This is a genomic window from Pelagicoccus albus, assembly GCF_014230145.1.
Classification (GTDB): Bacteria; Verrucomicrobiota; Verrucomicrobiia; order Opitutales; family Opitutaceae; genus Pelagicoccus; species Pelagicoccus albus.
Genome location: NZ_JACHVC010000013.1, coordinates 227,279 through 245,638 on the forward strand (window position 1 = coordinate 227,279; position 18,360 = coordinate 245,638).

Here is an 18,360-nt window from a genome sequence, read left to right on the forward strand (position 1 = left end):
CACTCCCAACGGCCATGCTGTGACCGGAGACCGGAATAACCTACAAACGTAGGATTTTGAATAAAAAAAAAGAGCCGCCTCCCGAACGGAAGGCGGCTTGCAAAGTTTTTCCTGGATCGCGGGCCTACTTGACCGGTACAGGTGGCAGGTTCCAGATTTGGTCCGCGTATTCGCTGATTGTGCGGTCCGTGGAGAACTTGCCGACGCGAGCAGTATTGAGGATGGCCATTTTTGCCCAACGGGAGGTGTCCTTGAACGCTTCGCCAACCTTGTCCTGACACTCGATGTAGGAGCGATAGTCCGCCAAAACCTTGAAGGGATCGCCACCGTCTAGAAGGCTGTGCTTCAATGATTCGAGCACATTTGGCTCATCCGGCGTGAAGTAACTGGAACCGATCCAGTCCACGACCGCCTTAAGCTCCTCGTCAGCATGATAGTAGCTGGCTGGATCGTAGCCCTCGACATCTAGCTTCTGCACATCTTCCACTTCCATACCGAAAATGAAGATGTTGTCGTCCCCCACTTCTTCGCCGATCTCGATGTTCGCTCCATCCAGAGTGCCTACCGTGAGAGCTCCATTGAGGGCCAACTTCATGTTGCCGGTGCCAGATGCTTCCTTGCCCGCAGTCGAAATCTGCTCCGACAAATCCGCAGCTGGGATAATCTTGGCAGCCAAGGAAACTCGGTAGTTGGGGAGGAACACGACCTTGAGCTTTCCTTTGATTCGCTCGTCTTCGTTGATCATCTTCCCGACCGAATTGATGGCCTTGATGATCGTCTTGGCCAAATAATAACCCGGAGCGGCCTTCGCTCCAAAGATGAATACGCGTGGAGCGATATCCAAATCTGGATTGTGTAGAAGACGACGGTAGAGGGTCAGGATGTGCAGCAGATTGAGATGCTGACGCTTGTACTCGTGTAGACGCTTAATCTGAACGTCGAACAACGCGTTTGGATCCACCTCCACATCACAAAGCTCCTTGATGGTTTCCGCGAGGGCCACCTTGTTCTCGTATTTGATTTTCATATACGAGTCTTGGAACTTCTTGTCGTCTGCGAATTTTTCCAAGCCCTTCAACGCGTCCAAATTCTTAGGCCAATCCTTGGAGATGCCAGCCGCATCGATGAACTTCGAGAGCTTCGGATTACAGGCCAAGAGCCAGCGGCGCGGCGTGATACCATTGGTCATGTTCGTGAACTTGCCAGGATACATGGCATTGAAGCTTGGGAATAGAACAGACTTCAGCAGTTCCGAGTGGATGGCCGCCACCCCGTTCACTGTGTGGCTTCCCACAACCGCAAGGTGCGCCATGCGGATCATTTTCGGATGACCTTCTTCGATTAGGGAAAGATCGCGCTTCATCCAATTGTCGCCAGGCCAGCGGGCTTCGACTTGCTCCATCAAGCGGCGGTTGATCTCGTAAATGATCTGCAGGTGACGTGGCAGCACCTTCTCGAAGAGAGGTACGCTCCACTTTTCAAGAGCCTCTGGAAGCAAGGTGTGGTTGGTGTAGGCAAAAGTCTTGGTGCTAATCTCCCACGCCTTTTCCCACTCGAGTCCTTGTTCGTCGACGAGGATTCTCATCAATTCCGCAACACCGATAGCTGGGTGCGTATCGTTGAGCTGGATCGCAACTTTATCGGCAAATCCATCCCATCCTTCGTTGTTCTTGAAGTAGCGACGTACGATATCATGCAAAGAACAGGAAACGAAGAAGTACTGCTGTACGAGACGTAGCTCCTTACCATTTTCTGTCTTATCGTTTGGATACAGAACCTTGGAGATAGTTTCACCGATCGCCTTCTCGCGAACCGCTTCCACGTAGTCACCCTTGTTGAATTCGTCCAAGTCAAATTCTTCGGAGGAACGCGACGACCAGAGACGGAGGAAATTAACTGTCTTGGTGTCGTATCCAGCGATTGGTATATCGTAGGGGACGCCTTGGATGGTGCGAGTGTTTACCCAGACTGGATGAGGGTCACCCTTCTCGTCGAACTGAGTCTCCACGTTACCGTAGAGCTTCAAAGTCTGGGTGTATTCCGGACGGACGATATCCCATGGAGTGCCGAACATCTTCCAAGAGTCAGGCATTTCGATCTGGTGACCATTTTCGAACGCCTGCTTGAACAAGCCGTATTCGTAATAGATGCCGTATCCAACCGCTGGTAGATCCAGAGTCGCAAGTGAATCCAAGAAACAGGCCGCCAAACGGCCGAGACCACCGTTGCCCAAGCCCATGTCGAGCTCTTCTTCACAGATTTCATCCCAATCGACTCCGAGCTCTTCTGCGGCTTTGCGAGCCTCGTCGTAAATCCCCGCGCTGTACATGTTGTTTACCAACATGCGACCCATGAGGTACTCCATTGAGAGATAGTAACAGCGGCGAACGTTCTTTTCGAAATGCGTCTGCTGCGTCTTGATCATGTTGTCCACGATCCGGTCGCGAACAGCGAGAGAGATACAGATCCACCAGTCACGCTTCGTCGCTCCGGACGCATTGTGAGCAAGTGTATATTTCAGGTGGTCTAGAATCGCCTGTTTCATCCCTTGAGGACTGCTTTCAGGTGATTTCTTGGCAGCTTTCTTAGCAGCAGGTTTCTTTTTAGCAACGTTACTCATTTTCAGTTCGAATGTAGTCGAGATTGGAAAGGTTTTTGAGGAGTTAGTTCGGGTCCTTGATAAAGGCAAAATCTTATTTTCGGCATCCGCCGAACAAAACCGGCAACTCAGCAGTTTTAGTGCCGATAAATGGGGCTTGGGGATTTGGTGTATAATTAGAACGATCCCATGGCGGGCGTGACGCAGTTTCGACTTTGCTAATTCTTCCGGTAACGGCAAAAGCTAGCGCGTAACTTAGATAACGAGGACAAAACTTGCTCCCCTCTAGTTGCCCGGGCCCAAAGCTCGAAAACACTCCCCCAAACCCGTAAATCCCACCACAACAACATCCTGCATGAGTGACAAAGCTTCTCAAAAGCTGACTTTTACCGAAAAGTTCGGCTACAGCCTCGGCGACGGATCGGCCAATTTCGTCTTTCAAGTTCTCCTCTGGTACCAGCAACCCTACTTCATCGAAGTCTTCGGATTAGGCCCCACCGTCCTTTTTTGGCTCCTGTTAGGAGGTCGTCTCTACGATGCCATCACGGATCCAGCCATGGGCATCATTTCCGACCGAACCAAAACCCGCTGGGGTCAATTCAGACCGTGGATACTTTGGTCCGCCATCCCGTTTGCGGGCGTATTTTGGCTGACCTTCACAAAGCCAGATCTAGGTCCAGTCGGCCTCACAGCTTACGCAATCATCGCCTACCTGATATTGATGTCGGTCTACACCATGAACAATGTGCCCTACGCGGCTCTGGCTGGGGTGATGTCTTCCGATCCCGACGAGCGAACCAGCATCCAGCAGTACCGGTTTTTTACCGCCATGGCGGCATCCTTCGTGGTGCAAACCTTCACAATCCCCTGGGTGGCGAAGTTTGGTCAAGGCGACGATGCTAAGGGTTGGTCCATCACCATCGGCATATTCGCGGCAATCTCGTTTCTCTTCTTCTTAGGCACCTTCGCGACCACACGAGAACGTGTCCCCGTGGGGAAATCCGCCCCTGTAAAAGACGACATGCGGGACCTCCGCCAAAATCGCCCATGGCTGATTCTATTCGGAGTAACCCTCTTCATATTCATTACCCTGTCATTCCGAGGGGGCCCCATGTACTACTTCATGGCCCAATATATGGATTCTGATACTTTGGTGAATTTCGTAGCCAAATTCGGGTTCGTCGCCTCTCCGGATGGTAATATTTCTTTCGGTCAAAAAATATTGGATACGATCGGACTTCTCGTTCAGCCAGACCGATCAAATGGCTCCTCAGTGGCGATCGGGGTCTTTGGCATGGCCGGAAATATCGTCACGCTCATCGGAGTCGCCTTCTCCAAAAAGATCGTACACGCCTTCGGAAAGAAGAACATGTTTGTCGTATGTCTCGCCGGCACGACCATCGTGACCGCCTCGATTTTTGTGGTTGGTCCCTACGATGTTACTACCCTTTTCATTTTGTCGCTTCTCTGGCCAGCCACCTACGGTCCAACGATCCCCGTCCTTTGGGTAATGATCGCGGATACCGCAGATTTCTCAGAATGGAAAACAGGTCGTCGGGCAACCGGATTTGTTTTTGCCGGCATCGTTTTCGCCTTGAAGGCTGGGCTTGCTCTAGGTGGAGCCTTCAGCGCCAAGATAATGCAATGGCACGGCTACGAATCAGGGGCCGCCAACACCGACGCTGCCCAATTCGCTATTCGCATTTCTGCCACTATCTATTCGGCAGTTCCACTGGGAATCGCGGTTCTATTGCTTCTCGTTTACCCGATCGGTAAGAATTTGAACGCGCAAATGGTAGAACAGCTAAAGATTCGCCGCGAAAACGCATCCGATTAAGGATTATAACTCGCGTATCGACTAACTTACGCGATATTTGCCTTCAATCCGTTTCCCCAGCGGTAACCTCTACATAGTTGAGCCGGGCTCAGCTGTGCCCAGAGCGTACCCCCAGCCCGATTGGCTTACAAAATAGATAATGACCAAAAGAATACGACTAATCCTTCTGACAGCCGTTTTGGCCCTATATTCCTACGCGACCGCCGAAGATGGCTACCGACTTTGGCTAAGATACGAACCCCTCGAAGATGCGGCTGATTACCTCCGCCAGATTGGTGACACCGAAGCCGGCGAAACAAATGAAACATCGGCACTTGCCGTAGAAGAGCTAAAGCTCGGCCTAGACGGATTACTGGGGACGAGCCGATCCTCCAAGGCTCCTAAAATCTTACTCGGCACCCCCGAAAGCAACAAAGCCATCGCTAAGCTCGACCTTGACCTGTCTGATCTAGGCGAGGAAGGCTTCTGGGTCGCGGCCGCCGGAACGAAAAAGAAAAAGCAGATCGTCATAACCGCCAACACCGATCAAGGCGTGCTGTATGGCGTATTCGCTTTTTTAAGACACCTTCAAACCGAGCAAGACCTTGACGGTCTAAACCTCAAGAGCACACCACGAATCGAGCATCGTTTGCTGAATCACTGGGACAACCTCACGCGGACTGTTGAACGCACCATGGCGGGGGCTTCCATATTCAATTGGTTCGACCTGCCCTACTATGTAGAGCCCTATTACCACGACTATGCTCGAGCCTGCGCCTCAATTGGAATCAACGGGACGGTGCTTACGAATGTTAACTCCAACGCAACAATTCTCCGCCCACAGTACTTGGAGAAAGTAGCCGCTCTCGCCGACACCTTCCGTCCTTACGGTATCAAAGTTTACCTGACCGCACGCTTTTCAGCCCCGATCGAAATCGGCGGCCTAGAAACGGCGGATCCCCTCGAACCAGAAGTTATAAAATGGTGGACCGACAAGATTAACGAAATCTACGAATATGTACCGGACTTCGGTGGATTCCTCGTTAAGGCCAACTCGGAAGGCCAGCCGGGCCCGCAATCCTACCACCGCGACCATGCCGATGGAGCTAACCTTCTAGCCCGTGCCTTGGCTCCGCATCAGGGTATCGTAATGTGGCGTGCCTTCGTCTATGAGTTCGAAACTCAAGAAGATCGCCACAAGCAAGCCTACACCGAGTTCACCGGATTGGATGGCAAGTTTGAACCCAATGTTTTGATACAAACTAAAAATGGGGCCATAGACTTTATGCCTCGCGAGCCTTTCCATCCACTCTTTGGCTCGACCCCCGAAACCCCGCTGGCGCTTGAGTTGCAAATCGCTCAAGAATACACCGGCGGCGATATACATATGGTTTATCTCGCTCCCATGTGGAAAGAAGCTTTATCGGCTGATACCTATGTTGAGGGGGTCGGATCCACTGTTGCAAAAGTGATAGATGGTTCAGTCTATGGGCATGAAACCTCCGCCATCGCCGGAGTGGCAAATATTGGAAACGCTAGGAACTGGACCGGGCACCCAATGGCAGCGGCTAACTGGTACGCCTTCGGACGACTGGCCTGGGATTACGATCTAAGCTCTGAACAGATAGCGGACGAGTGGACGCGAATGACTTTCGGCAACGAAAGTAGCACAGTCGAAACCATTGAATCGATGTTGCTAGCCTCCTATGAAAACATGGTCAGCTACTCCATGCCTTTGGGACTTCATCATATCATGTATCCTGGACATCACTACGGCCCTGGACCATGGCACGATGAGGGGCGTCCTGACTGGACTTCTATATATTATCACCAGGCAAACGAAGACGGAATCGGCTTCGATCGTACCGAGACTGGATCCGACGCGCTTTCCCAATATGCTCCCGAAATTATCGAACAATGGGGCTCGCCAAAAACGATACCCGAAAAGTTCCTGCTGTGGTTCCACCATGTAGATTGGGATTTCGAAATGAAAAGTGGCAATACCCTGTGGCAAGAGATTTGTCTGACCTATCAGGAGGGAGTCGATGGCGTATCGGAAATGATTGGACAGTGGGAAAGTCTCGAAGGCCGTATCGATGAGCAACGTTACGCTCGCGTCAGCGCCTTGCTCCACCGCCAACTCCAGGATGCGAAATTCTACAAGGACGCCTGCCTCGCCTACTTCCACACCTTTGCACAACGACCCTACCCAGAAGGGGTCGAAGCCCCAGAGTATGATCTGGAGCACTACAAGTCTTTCGAGCTATATCATGTGCCAGGTGACCCGGGAGAACAGTGGTAGCGGTAAAGCCGGAAATATAAATTGTGTTTCTGGCGTCCATAAATCGCCAGATTACATTTTTGTTATGTAAGCCAGTTTTGGCAAATTGACCTTGCAGAGAAGGGGCAGAAATTATCTGCCTAGTTCGACGGAATCGCGAAATTATGTGTAACCCATAGGAATTCGTTGGGTAAGCTAGTTCGTAATTCTGACATTGGACTGCTAATTCCTCCCCTTCCCTTGTGAATACCCGATTTCTCTCCCTTATCGTTACCTTGTATTCGCTTGCATTGCTCTCACCTTTATCGGCTCAGAGAGAAAACGATGCGAACGTCTCGAACCTTTCGCTGCGATCGGCTATCGACAAGGCTCTCGCCCAGAACTTGGGCCTGCGTATCCAATCATTGGATCCGGAAATTGCCGATGAGGCGGTCATTGGCCAAGAGGCTGCTTTCGACCCCACCATCTACTCTCGAGCTAATTTAAGCCAGAGCGACCTGGATTGGCAGGACTCGGACGGAAATCAGCGTCAAACGACATCCGACTCTCGCTCCTATTCTCTCGGCGTCACGAAGCGCGTGACCACCGGCGGCCAATTAACGGCGAGTGCTAGCCAATCCCGCAGCGACGGCTCGAGCTTTAACTCAGAACTTGGACAGCTCGTAGGAGGAGCGCTCAGCGAGCGAGCTTCCCTCTCACTGGAGTTTACCCAACCCTTACTCAGAGATTTTGGCAGAAAGGTTAACCTTGCCCCGCTACGAAGGGCGGAATCGCAAGCTCGTGTCGCCGACCTGCAGACCCGCAACGCCGTATTCGACCTACTTCAGGAAATCGAGGTCTACTACTGGCGCCTATCCGATGCCTATCAAAGACTCGAACTGAGCAAGTCCAACTTAGAGCTCTCCCAAAAGCAGTTAGAAGAAGCCGAAGAACGCGAAAAACTGGGCTTGTCCACCAGTTTGGAACGACTGCAGGCGGAAGCCAACCTGGCTCAACGCCAGGAGCAGATTATTCGAGCAGAGCAATCGATTCGGGGAGCCAGCGACGATCTTCTATCTGCGATGGGCTCACTCGACGATCAAGTGGCCCTAGAACCCAACTTTGTCGTGAACGGACTGCCCGAATCCACAACGGATATCCCGGAATTTTCCGCAGTCCTAGATACCGCCTTTGAGAGAAACTTCGCTAGCGATATTCAAGAGGAAGTCCTCGAACAGTTGGAACAATCGAAGATCTTGGCGAAGAACGAGCAACGCCCTCAAGTCGACTTGAGCCTCTCTAGCTCCTACAATGGATTGTCGCCCATCAGCGGGACGGACGCATTCGACGAAGCCTTCGACCGGAGGGGTGACGACTGGGGTCTTGGACTCAGTTTCAGCCTTCCATGGGGAAGACGGAGCGCAAAGTCCTCACTCCGCCAAACACTCTACCAAATCGATCAAGCCGAGCTGCGCTTGGCTGAAATTAAACAGGACCTGCTACGCTCGGTCCGTGCCGCGTGGAGAAACCTGGATACAGCTCGCCAACAGTTGAACGCTGCGAAACTGGTCGTCGCCCTGCAAGAGGCTACCTACGAGCAAGAGCGCTCCAAATACGAAGAAGGCCTCTCCACTTTCCGCACCTTGCTGGAGAGCCAACGCGATTTGGATGTGGCGAAACAGAGCCTGCTAGACGCTCAGCTTTCTATGATCGAATCTGAAATCAACCTATCCCGCGTCGAAGGTACCCTTTTGGAAAGACACGGTATCGAATGGAACGATACACTTCCACGCCCCTGATTTCCCTCCCATCCACCCCCACTCTCCAAGTTCCACACCCATCCCTTAAATGAAAAAACGCTACTGGATAACTGGCATTCTAATTGTCGTCGGCGGACTTGCGTTCGTCAGCCGCATGAACAAAGGCGAAGAAATCACGGAGGTAACCGTTGGCAAAGTCTCCAAGGGCGACATCACCAGCATCGTCACCGCGACCGGCAAAGTTTATCCCGAAGTCGAAGTTAGCATCTCCTCAGAAGTCGCCGGTGAGATCATCGAACTTGGAGTCAAAGACGGACAAAAGGTCGAGAAGGGGGATCTGCTAGTAAGCGTCAACCCGGACCGTCTTGAAGCGCAAGTGCTCCAGCAGGAGGCCGCCTTACGGGCCAGTAAGTCCAACGCTTCCGAAGCAAAAGCTCGGCTCCTGCAAACCGAGCTCGACCTGAAGCGTTTGAAAAGCCTTTTCGAGAAAGGCTTCGCCACCCAAGAGCAAGTCGACGAGGGCGAGACCAATCTAGAAATCGCTCGGGCATCCTACCAGGCCACCCTCTCGCGCATCGAACAGCAGGAGATGCAGCTCAAGGAAGCAAACGACTCTCTCGCCAAAGCGACCAGCTACTCTCCGATTAGTGGCACGATCACCTCCCTGAGTTCCGAACTTGGCGACCGCGTGGTTGGAACTGGCCAGTTTGAAGGAACCGAGATCATGACGGTGGCCGACCTCTCCCAGATGGAAATTCAAGTGGATGTTTCCGAGTCTGACATCGTTCAGGTCAAGATTGGCGACACCGCCACCATCGAAATTGACGCTCTCCCCGATCAGGAATTCAAGGGCGAGGTTTCGGCCATTGCGAATTCCGCAACCGGCGGTGAAAATTCAAGCGACCAGCTGACTACCTTTCAGGTCAAAGTCCGCCTGATTGATCCAACCGATCAGATCCGTCCGGGCATGACTGCCACCGCAGACATAAAAACCGAAACGGTTACCGACGTACTCAAAATCCCCTTACAGGCAGTTACAGTGCGATCAAAGGCGGAAGTTGCCAAACAATTGGGAGAAGGCGGATCTGAGGAGGAAGGCGAAAGACCATCAGGACAAGGTCATCCAAATGGAAGCGGTTCCGGAGGCGGACCTGGTGGTCCACCGTCCGGAGCTGGAGGATTTGGCAAGAAAGACAATCTGGAACGAATCGTATTCGTATTCGAAAACGACAAAGTCAGTCTCGTCCGCGTAAAGACTGGATTGGCTGACAACCGGTCGATTGAAATCCAATCGGGACTGGAAGAAGGACAGCAAATCGTGACCGGCGGCTACCGTGTGCTCACCCGTGAGCTCGAACACGGCAAGACCGTCAAAATCGCAGAAAACAAAGCCGGCGGCAATTTCCAGCGCCCGAACAAGTGAGCGAAACCATAATCCAGATCACTGGGGTCAAGAAAATCTATGACCTCGGCAAGGCCAAGGTTCACGCTCTCGACGGAGTGGACCTGAGGATCCACGAAAACGATTACGTGGCGATCATGGGTCCATCCGGAAGCGGCAAGTCGACCTTGATGAACATGCTCGGTTGTTTGGATACACCCTCGGAGGGGCAATACTTCTTTGGCGGTGAGGACGTGGCTAAGATGAACGACAACGCCTTGGCAGACATTCGAAATCGCCGAATCGGATTCGTATTCCAAAGCTTCAACCTACTGCCGCGCGCTACCATTCTGCGAAACGTCGAGCTACCGCTTGTCTACGCTGGGATCCCCAAACGGATCCGAGCCGAGCGCGCTCAAGCAGCCTTGGAGCAAGTTGGCCTCGGCAATCGCGTGAGTCACCGTCCAAACGAACTTTCGGGAGGCCAACGTCAGCGTGTCGCTATCGCTAGAGCGCTCGTTACGGAACCTTCCATCATCCTTGCCGACGAACCGACCGGAAATCTCGATTCGAAAACCGGCAACGAGATCATGGATCTCTTTGAAGGTCTCTACTCGAAGGGCAATACCATCATTCTCGTAACTCACGAAGAAGACATCGCTCAACACGCTCGCCGACTCGTTCGCTTGCGAGATGGTGTGGTCGAAAGCGACGTCGTCACCCCACGTTAACCCCCGAGACCCTGTGGCACGTTCCCCCATCAGACGCCTTACCAACGACCTCGAGGAATCCGCTCGCATCGCGGGCGAACAACTTCGGGAGCACAAAGTTCGCTCCCTTCTGACCGCGCTGGGCGTAATCATCGGAGTCTGGGCTGTCATACTAATCGGCGTGGGTATCAATGGCCTGGATACCGGTTTTAAGAACAGCCTGAGCATGCTGGGGGACGATCATTTCTACATCGAGAAATTCCCCTGGAGAGATGTTGGCGATGATTGGCGAACCTATATTCGTCGCCCCAATTTCGAGTCCCGCTACGCAGACGAACTTAACGAAATCATTAACGAAACACCTGACAGCGGACTCATGCTTGCGGTCCCTACAGTCAATTTCAGGCGAGGCATTTCCCAAGGCGATTTTTCGACCAACAGTATTCAATTCACTGCTACAACCGCGGATTTTGGCTTGGTCAATACTGCAGATATAGCGGAAGGACGTTTTTTCACCGCAACCGAAGCTTCAAGCGGTCAAAACGTCGTAATCCTGGGATCTGGGGTTTTGGACGCCCTCTTTCCGGGAGAGGACGCAGCGGGTGTTCTCGGTAAGCGGGTAAAAATCGCCCGCATCAATTTCACCGTGATCGGTGTTTTGGAAAAACAAGGGGCCTTCCTTGGACTGCAGAGCTTCGATAACCAGGCCATCATTCCGCTGGGAACCGCTCGTAAATTCTTCGTAGGCGGACGTCGATGGAATGGTACCTCTATCCGCGTGGTGAAGTATCCAGAAACTGAACGCGAGGTAGCTCGCGATGAAATCATCGGAGCCATGCGGCGTGTACGCGGGCTTTTGCCGGGAGAAGATAACGACTTTGAAGTAAACGCCTCGGATGCGGTAGAAAATACCATCGGCCCCGTCAAAGCCGGGATCGCGGTGGCAGGTTTCGTAATCACGGGACTCGCCCTCTTCGTCGGAGCCATCGGGATCATGAACATCACTTTCGTGAGCGTTAAGGAGCGAACCAAGGAAATAGGAACGAGAAGAGCTATCGGCGCCCGGCGCAGCTCCATTCTTACTCAATTCCTATTCGAGGCTGTTTCGATCTGCTTGTTGGGCGGGATGATAGGGCTCTTCCTCGCCTTCGTATCCAAGCAGGTGTTAGACAACTTCGCTCCCAATTTTCCGGCCAGCTTCTCTATCAACCTAATGATCTTGGCGGTTTCACTTTCCGTGACGACTGGGATCCTTTCTGGTTTTATCCCAGCCTTGATGGCTTCGAAGCTCGAACCTGCCAACGCTCTCCGCCATGAGTAGGAAGTCGAAGCCAAAAACCATGCTGCTCTCGGACCTAATCGAGCAGTCTTTTTCCTCTCTCGGGGCCAATTTCCTACGCTCTTTCCTGACCATCCTCGGCGTGTCCATTGGCGTCTTTTCGGTAGTCGGGGTTATGACTGCGCTTTCCGCGGTCAGGCATAGCATCGATACGAGCCTAAACGTTTTTGGAGCCGACGTTCTTCAGGTTACCAGAGATCCAGCCATCCAGCTAACTCCGGGCCCTCGTCACCGTAATCGTGGCCGCCAGCCCATTTCTCCTCGCCAGGCAGAAACCTTCAAGCAGGAGATGGACGCCCTCGGCATCCCGACTACATTGACCGCGAGCGACAGCAACGAGCGGGCAAGTTACGGCACAAACAAAACGCAACCGCGTATCCGGATTGTTGGCACTAATGAAAACTATCTCATCACCAACAAGTACGAACTCGATTTCGGACGTAACCTAACTCCCGCCGACATCGAGTTTAACCGCCCTGTGGTCGTCATAGGTCGTGAGATGCTGGAGGAGCTTTTTGTCAACGAGGACCCCATCGAAAAGCAGATCAACATGGATGGGCAAAAGTACATCGTAGTTGGTGTGCTTCAGGAACGCGGAGAAATTTTTGGGCAGTCCATGGACAACATCGCCCTTATCCCGCATTCCAAATTCGTCGAAAATAACTGGCACCGCCGCCGTTCGATGGAAATCGCGGTACAGGCGGACTCGGTCGGTTCACTGGAGGATGTGGAGGACATCGTCATTGGCGGCATGCGCAGAGCACGCGAGCTTCAACCCGAGGACGAAAACGATTTTGAAATAACTTCCAATGAAGCCCTTCAGGCCGCCTTCGCGGAAATTGCCGTTATCGTGGGAATTGGCGGGCTCTTAATTAGCGGTATCGCCCTGGTGTGCGCAGGCATCGGTATTATGAATATCATGCTGGTGAGCGTTACCGAGCGGACACGAGAAATCGGAGTAAGAAAAGCCTTGGGAGCTCGCAAGCGGAGCATCCTCTCCCAGTTTTTGCTGGAAGCGATTTTCCTATCCGAAGTGGGTGCCGCGATCGGGATCTTTATTGGGATCACGGTCGGTAACATCATAGCGACTCAATTCAACGCCACCATGATCATCCCGTGGTTTTGGATCGGGGCCGCGGTCGGGATTTGTTCGCTGATCGGCATCGGATTCGGATTCCTGCCGGCTCTGCGAGCTTCCAATCTACACCCAGTCGAAGCGCTCCGCCACGAGTAGCCTGTTGTTTCTAGAGAGCCTTCGCAGCTTCAAGGAAGGCAGCCGGTTCCCAAGTCTTCTTCGTGGAACGCATGACGATCTTGCGATCTCCATCTACTAAAACGGTCGCGAGACTATGTATAATATCGTCGTCTGCTTCAATACGCGTGAGGGCCATGGTCTTGATGAGCTGACGTACCGCCTCTCTTTCGCCTGTGACGAATTTGAAGTTTTTTCCGTCGATGCCATAGGCGTCAGCGTAGGCTCTAAGAACACCCGGGCTATCGTATTGCGGATCCAGGGAAACGGAGATGAATTCCAGCTTTTCGAGTCCCGCATCCGCTGCCATCTTCTGCAGAGAAGCCATTTTGGAAGTAGAGAGCGGGCACATTTCTCCGTCCGTGCATCTAGTAAAAATGAAATTAAGCATAAAGGGCTTACCTTCGTACTGAGCAGGAGTCACTGTATTCCCGTACTGGTCCAGCAAGGCGAATTCAGGAAACGTATCCCCCTCCGCAAGATAGTAGCCGCTGGCGAGCTTCTCTGCCTCCTTAGCAAGTCGCTCGTTCACCTTACGCATTTCGGAGGCCGCTTTGTCATCGATTTTCCAGATTTTGATGAGTCGGAATCCACCGTCTTCATCTCGGATCATGCGGGCCCGTATCTGGTCGCCTTCCTTGAAGACCTGCACATCTCCGGGGCCGACCCTGAACACCATAGTCATTGGTGGCATGAAATCAGGAATCTCTTCGTGGGCGACCGTAAGTGTTAACCCCTCTTCATCGACAGCCTGAATTACTCCTAATAGAGCGTGGCCTTCCTCATTTTCATCTTCTTGACTTTCGTTTTTTTGAGCGCATCCCAGAAGCCCAGCCGTGGCGACGGCCACGAGTAGCATTCGTCCGAGAGAGCTACTCGTAAGCTGTTTGAAACAAAAAAGCGAGGGTATGAATTTTACCTGAATCATAGTACTCCGTTTTAATTAAGCCACGTCTAATAGAGATGCCAGCAAAAGCCGTATATTCTGAAACAAATCGATACCAGCCAGCCCTATTCTGGTTTGGCTTCGCCGCCTTGGTGTGGATCACTTTCCTGCTCTACGCCGGTGGATTTACTACCACAATAAGAGCAGGAATGGCGTTCCTAGATTGGCCGCTTTCAAATGGATCCATAAATCCAGACGGCTGGCTAGAAGACAGGGACATGGCGGCGGAACATTCGCACCGCCTGCTTGGTATGGTCATGGGGCTGCTCTCCATCGGACTTTGTGTTACGAGCCACATGAGCAAAGCAGCTCTCCCAGTCCGCAAAATGGGTAATTGGTTAGTAGTAGTTGTTGTCCTTCAAGGACTATTGGGTGGTCTTCGCGTTAAGCTCGACGCCTTGAACTTGGAAATCGACCACAACCTCTATGCCCAAAGCTTTGCGGTCGCCCACGCGACACTCGCCCAGCTATTCTTGTGTCTACTTGTAGCATTTGTGGTGAGCAATAGTCGCTCCTGGATCGAGCGAAATGCAGGTTTCACGAAAGCGCCTTCCTCCAATCTTCGGACCTACGGGCTGGTCGCTTGCGGAACAATTGTCATGCAGCTCATCGTCGGAGCAATTATGCGCCATGCTCATGCAGGTCTGGCCATTCCGACCTTTCCGCTCACTCCGCAAGACACCCTAGTCCCCCCGGTTTTCAATTTCGCCATCGGCATCCACTTTGCTCATCGCGTCGGAGCGGTAATCGTGACTATCGCCATTCTCGCCTATTGTTTCAAGATCTGGCGGGACCCTGCGGCTAGAAGTGGATTGGCAAAATCCGCAGCCGGACTTTTAGCTCTGCTAATCGTGCAAGTGCTCTTAGGCGCTCTGGTGATATGGAAAGTGCGAAATGAACACGTCACGACCTTGCATATGCTCAATGGCGCGTTCACTTTAGCCCTTTGCTGGTCAATGACGTACAGAAGCCTAAAGCCAAATTCCAACCAAGCCGAACTCTCGTTGCGCAACTCGGACAAGCCCGAGAAAAGCGATACTTCGTCCCTCGGCCAAACTGCCAAAGCGTGAGCCTAGAACCTTCAAAAAGAGTCGATCTGACTCCCGCTGCTACTTTGTCCGAGAGTTCAGAATCCAAAACGATCCCCTGGTCCGCATACTATGAGTTGACCAAGCCGCGGCTCAGCTTGTTATCCGTAGTCACAGCTTTGGTGGGCTACTTGGCCGCTTTGCCCGAGCGCGACGTTGGCACGCTCTTCTTCTTTCTGACTGGTACCGCCATCTGCGCCGCCGGAGCCGCGACCTTGAATCAATATATCGAACGAAGAACTGACGCGCTTATGAAGCGTACAAAAACCAGGCCGCTGCCAGCAGGCTTGGTTTCTCCGTCCAATGCCTTGTGGCTGGGAGTGGCTCTTTCGGTCATCGGAGTCGCATTTTTGACCTTTGGAGCCAACTACCTCGCCGGAGCTCTAGGATTAGGCACTATCCTGACCTACATCGCCATCTACACGCCTTTGAAGCTGAAAACTCGCTGGGCGACAGAAGTAGGGGCAATACCAGGGGCTCTGCCTCCTCTCATCGGATGGGCTGCGGCTGAAGGAACGATCAGCCCGCTGGGCTGGATCCTCTTCGGAGTCCTTTCATTTTGGCAAATTCCGCACTTCATGGCCATCGCTTGGACATTCAGAAAAGACTACGGCTCAGCTGGATTTCCTATGCTGACGGTTGTAGATCCCAGCGGCCGCAAAGCTGGCATATGGGCCACGATCAATGCGGTCGCCTTGCTCGTTGTCAGCGTCTTGCCGATTTTCCTCGGTCTTTGCACTTGGTTCTACGCCTCGGTCGCAACGCTGTTCGGAGTATGGATGCTGCTCCGATCCATCGCTTTCGCTGCCGCGAGCGACAAGGATGGCGTGGCGAGGAAACTATTCTTCAACTCGATTCTCTATCTTCCAGCGGTCCTATTCACGTTGGTAATCGATCGCTGGATGCTATTTTAGTCTAATCCATGGAAATTAGCGATATTCCCGCCCTCAACGCCGCGCTCAATGCGGTAGCGACCGTTCTGATCCTTGCAGGAGTCACCTCCATCAAGATGGGAAAGGAATCGCTCCACCGATTTTTCATGGGTGCATCCCTTATCGTGTCCGCCCTGTTTCTGATAGGATACGTTTACCATAAATACAAGGTGCAAGGAGTGCATACGCCTTTTGGAGGAGAGGGCTTCATCGCTTATGTCTATTACGCGATGCTTATCTCCCACATCATTCTGGCAGCATCGATACCCGTACTCGTTCTGAGGACTGCCTACCTCGGTATCAAAGATCGCCGGGCCTTGCATGTTAAGTGGGCACGTTTCACCTACCCGATATGGCTGTATGTCTCAGTAACAGGAGTTCTCGTCTACTTCTTTTTATACGTCTGGTTCCAGACTCCCAGCGTCTCCTAGCTAAGCTCATTTAACGAGCTTCCTGACACCCCCTCCCTCCAATGACTTGGGACATCGCCTTTGTATTCGCTCTCCTAATACTGACCTTGATCAGTTTTGTTTGGGAGAAGGTCCCCGCCGACGTAACAGCTCTTTCCGTATTCGCTATTTTGATAGCTACGGGAATACTTAGCTCCGACGACGCCTTTCGAGTTTTCTCGAATCCTGCGCCCATCACCGTTGGGGCCATGTTCATGCTAAGCGCGGCGTTGGAAAAGACAGGCTTAATCCGATCCTTGACGCACAAACTGCAACGGTTGAGCCGGTTGACCTACCGACCTTTTCTGATAATAATCATGCTGCTGGTCGGCATCCTTTCTGGCTTCATTAACAACACGCCGGTGGTCGTTGTCATGCTACCAATCGTACTGTCGCTATCTAGCAAGATTGGCGTAGCAGGCTCTAAGGTGCTTATTCCACTCTCCTACGCATCCATTCTGGGAGGGACCTGCACCCTTCTTGGTACCAGCACCAACATCATCGTGAGCGGCGTATCCGAAAAATACAGCGGATCCCCGCTCGGCATGTTCGAATTCGCGTTTATCGGCATTCCCGTATTTCTAGCCGGCCTCATCTACCTGACCCTTTTCGGAAACAAGCTCTTGCCCTGGCGTGAGACGCTGACCTCCATTTTGTCAGAAGAAGAGCGTCGCGAGTACATCGCTGAAGCTTTCGTCGACACCGGGTCACCTGCCATCGGCAAGACGCTCAAAGAAGCTGGCTTCAAAAGGACGAGCGGAGTGCGAGTTATCGACTTAGTACGTTCTGGCGTCTCCCTCCAAGGCAGGATGCAGGAAATAAAACTCCGGGATGGAGACCGTCTCTTTTTGGCATGCCGTGCCTCTGGCCTCGCTCAAGCCCGTAGCATCGAAGGTATCGACCTAGCCACGGAACGCGAGTTGGGACTCGAACACATCAACGCCCACGAGGGACTCATCGTTGAGGGCATACTCGGGCCCAATTCGGAAATCCTAGGCAAGACGCTTGAGGAGGTGAATTTTCGCCAGCGTTACCGCCTAGTGGTATTGGCAATCCATCGAAACGGGAAAAACCTCCGAGACCAATTAGGCACCCTGCGCTTAGCCTTTGGTGACACACTCCTCCTACTCGGTACCGACGAAGCGATCCAAAACATGAGCGGTAGCGAGGACATCATCCTGATGGAGAATCGCGCGGTACCGTCTAAGAGCGAAAAGCGCAAGAGCTTCACCGTGCTCGCCGCCTTGGCAGGAGTCGTGACGTGCGCCTCGACTGGTTTCGCTCCCATCGAAGTCGCAGCTATCGTGGCCTGTGCAGTCCTGTTTCTGACCAACTGCCTCCGACCAAAAGACGGATACGCAGCGGTACAATGGAACATTCTATTCATCATTTTCGGCATGCTCAGCCTAGGCATGGCCATGTCCGAAACAGGTGCTTCCGCCTGGCTCGCGGATCAGCTGATCTCAGGTGTCACTCTTTTCACAAGCGAAGGAACTCGCCCGTACGTCATGCTGGCATGCCTATACTTGCTTACCAACATATTGACCGAAGTGCTTTCCAACAACGCGGCAGCAGTCCTGATGGCTACCCTCGCAGTCGGAATAGCGGAAACGCTTGGGGTCGACATGAAACCGTTCCTGATGACCGTCGCCGTAGCCGCATCCGCGAGTTTTTCGACCCCAATCGGGTATCAGACAAACACTTACGTCTACGGTGCAGGCGGCTATCGATTCTCCGACTTCGTAAAGATCGGGGGACCTCTGAACCTGATCTGTTTCATCATATCCATTATCGTGATACCCACGATCTGGATGTTCTAGAGCCGCCG

13 protein-coding genes are annotated in these 18,360 nt (G+C 52.7%); 11 read left to right on the plus strand and 2 right to left on the minus strand.

All coding sequences use genetic code 11. The features are described 5' to 3' along the window. Positions 1–124: 124 nt before the first annotated feature. On the minus strand, positions 125–2,620 hold the full coding sequence (locus H5P27_RS16280) for a glycogen/starch/alpha-glucan phosphorylase (RefSeq protein WP_185661486.1): 2,496 nt from the start codon (positions 2,618–2,620) through the stop codon (positions 125–127). Between the two features lie 334 nt (positions 2,621–2,954). Here H5P27_RS16280 and H5P27_RS16285 point away from each other — a divergent pair, with 334 nt between their 5' ends. The 7 genes from H5P27_RS16285 to H5P27_RS16315 all read left to right on the plus strand — a co-directional run bounded on the left by H5P27_RS16285 (position 2,955) and on the right by H5P27_RS16315 (position 13,099). Beyond that, positions 2,955–4,436, plus strand: coding sequence for an MFS transporter (locus H5P27_RS16285; RefSeq protein WP_185661487.1), 1,482 nt, complete (start codon positions 2,955–2,957; stop codon positions 4,434–4,436). Between the two features lie 139 nt (positions 4,437–4,575). Beyond that, entirely contained in the window at positions 4,576–6,717 is a 2,142-nt protein-coding gene (locus H5P27_RS16290; protein WP_185661488.1) for an alpha-glucuronidase family glycosyl hydrolase, read from the plus strand. A gap of 221 nt (positions 6,718–6,938) precedes the next feature. Beyond that, the gene (locus H5P27_RS16295) at positions 6,939–8,474 is read left to right on the plus strand and encodes a TolC family protein (protein WP_185661489.1); all 1,536 of its coding nucleotides are present in this window, start codon (positions 6,939–6,941) and stop codon (positions 8,472–8,474) included. Between the two features lie 49 nt (positions 8,475–8,523). Continuing rightward, on the plus strand, positions 8,524–9,858 hold the full coding sequence (locus H5P27_RS16300; protein ID WP_185661490.1) for an efflux RND transporter periplasmic adaptor subunit: 1,335 nt from the start codon (positions 8,524–8,526) through the stop codon (positions 9,856–9,858). Then, entirely contained in the window at positions 9,855–10,547 is a 693-nt protein-coding gene (locus H5P27_RS16305; protein WP_339382606.1) for an ABC transporter ATP-binding protein, read from the plus strand. The genes H5P27_RS16300 and H5P27_RS16305 overlap by 4 nt, the downstream gene beginning before the upstream one ends. A 13-nt stretch (positions 10,548–10,560) precedes the next feature. Then, the gene (locus H5P27_RS16310; protein ID WP_221774761.1) at positions 10,561–11,847 is read left to right on the plus strand and encodes an ABC transporter permease; all 1,287 of its coding nucleotides are present in this window, start codon (positions 10,561–10,563) and stop codon (positions 11,845–11,847) included. Then, on the plus strand, positions 11,840–13,099 hold the full coding sequence (locus H5P27_RS16315; RefSeq protein WP_185661492.1) for an ABC transporter permease: 1,260 nt from the start codon (positions 11,840–11,842) through the stop codon (positions 13,097–13,099). Before H5P27_RS16310 ends, H5P27_RS16315 begins: the two co-directional genes overlap by 8 nt. A 10-nt stretch (positions 13,100–13,109) precedes the next feature. Here H5P27_RS16315 and H5P27_RS16320 read toward each other — a convergent pair whose 3' ends face one another. Then, positions 13,110–13,976, minus strand: coding sequence for an SCO family protein (locus tag H5P27_RS16320; RefSeq protein ID WP_185661493.1), 867 nt, complete (start codon positions 13,974–13,976; stop codon positions 13,110–13,112). Positions 13,977–14,080: 104 nt separating this feature from the next. On the opposite strand from H5P27_RS16320, the gene H5P27_RS16325 reads away from it, so the two are divergent. Genes H5P27_RS16325 through H5P27_RS16340 form a run of 4 tightly spaced genes read left to right on the plus strand, consistent with a single transcriptional unit; the run spans position 14,081 to position 18,352 of the window. Beyond that, the gene (locus tag H5P27_RS16325; RefSeq protein ID WP_185661494.1) at positions 14,081–15,133 is read left to right on the plus strand and encodes a COX15/CtaA family protein; all 1,053 of its coding nucleotides are present in this window, start codon (positions 14,081–14,083) and stop codon (positions 15,131–15,133) included. After that, positions 15,130–16,065, plus strand: coding sequence for a heme o synthase (gene cyoE, locus H5P27_RS16330; RefSeq protein WP_221774762.1), 936 nt, complete (start codon positions 15,130–15,132; stop codon positions 16,063–16,065). The genes H5P27_RS16325 and cyoE overlap by 4 nt, the downstream gene beginning before the upstream one ends. A gap of 8 nt (positions 16,066–16,073) precedes the next feature. Next, entirely contained in the window at positions 16,074–16,514 is a 441-nt protein-coding gene (locus H5P27_RS16335) for a DUF420 domain-containing protein (protein WP_185661495.1), read from the plus strand. A gap of 41 nt (positions 16,515–16,555) precedes the next feature. Next, positions 16,556–18,352: an SLC13 family permease gene (locus H5P27_RS16340; protein ID WP_185661496.1), complete on the plus strand. Its 1,797-nt coding sequence runs from the start codon at positions 16,556–16,558 to the stop codon at positions 18,350–18,352. Positions 18,353–18,360: the final 8 nt, after the last annotated feature.

Bases quoted from the DNA above. Each gene is read 5' to 3' on its own strand.
- H5P27_RS16340 (WP_185661496.1), top strand. From the start codon at position 16,556: ATGACTTGGGACATCGCCTTTGTATTCGCTCTCCTAATACTGACCTTG.
- H5P27_RS16280 (WP_185661486.1), bottom strand. From the start codon at position 2,620: ATGAGTAACGTTGCTAAAAAGAAACCTGCTGCTAAGAAAGCTGCCAAG.
- H5P27_RS16285 (WP_185661487.1), top strand. From the start codon at position 2,955: ATGAGTGACAAAGCTTCTCAAAAGCTGACTTTTACCGAAAAGTTCGGC.
- H5P27_RS16325 (WP_185661494.1), top strand. From the start codon at position 14,081: ATGCCAGCAAAAGCCGTATATTCTGAAACAAATCGATACCAGCCAGCC.
- H5P27_RS16320 (WP_185661493.1), bottom strand. From the start codon at position 13,976: ATGCTACTCGTGGCCGTCGCCACGGCTGGGCTTCTGGGATGCGCTCAA.
- H5P27_RS16290 (WP_185661488.1), top strand. From the start codon at position 4,576: ATGACCAAAAGAATACGACTAATCCTTCTGACAGCCGTTTTGGCCCTA.
- H5P27_RS16335 (WP_185661495.1), top strand. From the start codon at position 16,074: ATGGAAATTAGCGATATTCCCGCCCTCAACGCCGCGCTCAATGCGGTA.
- H5P27_RS16300 (WP_185661490.1), top strand. From the start codon at position 8,524: ATGAAAAAACGCTACTGGATAACTGGCATTCTAATTGTCGTCGGCGGA.
- H5P27_RS16315 (WP_185661492.1), top strand. From the start codon at position 11,840: ATGAGTAGGAAGTCGAAGCCAAAAACCATGCTGCTCTCGGACCTAATC.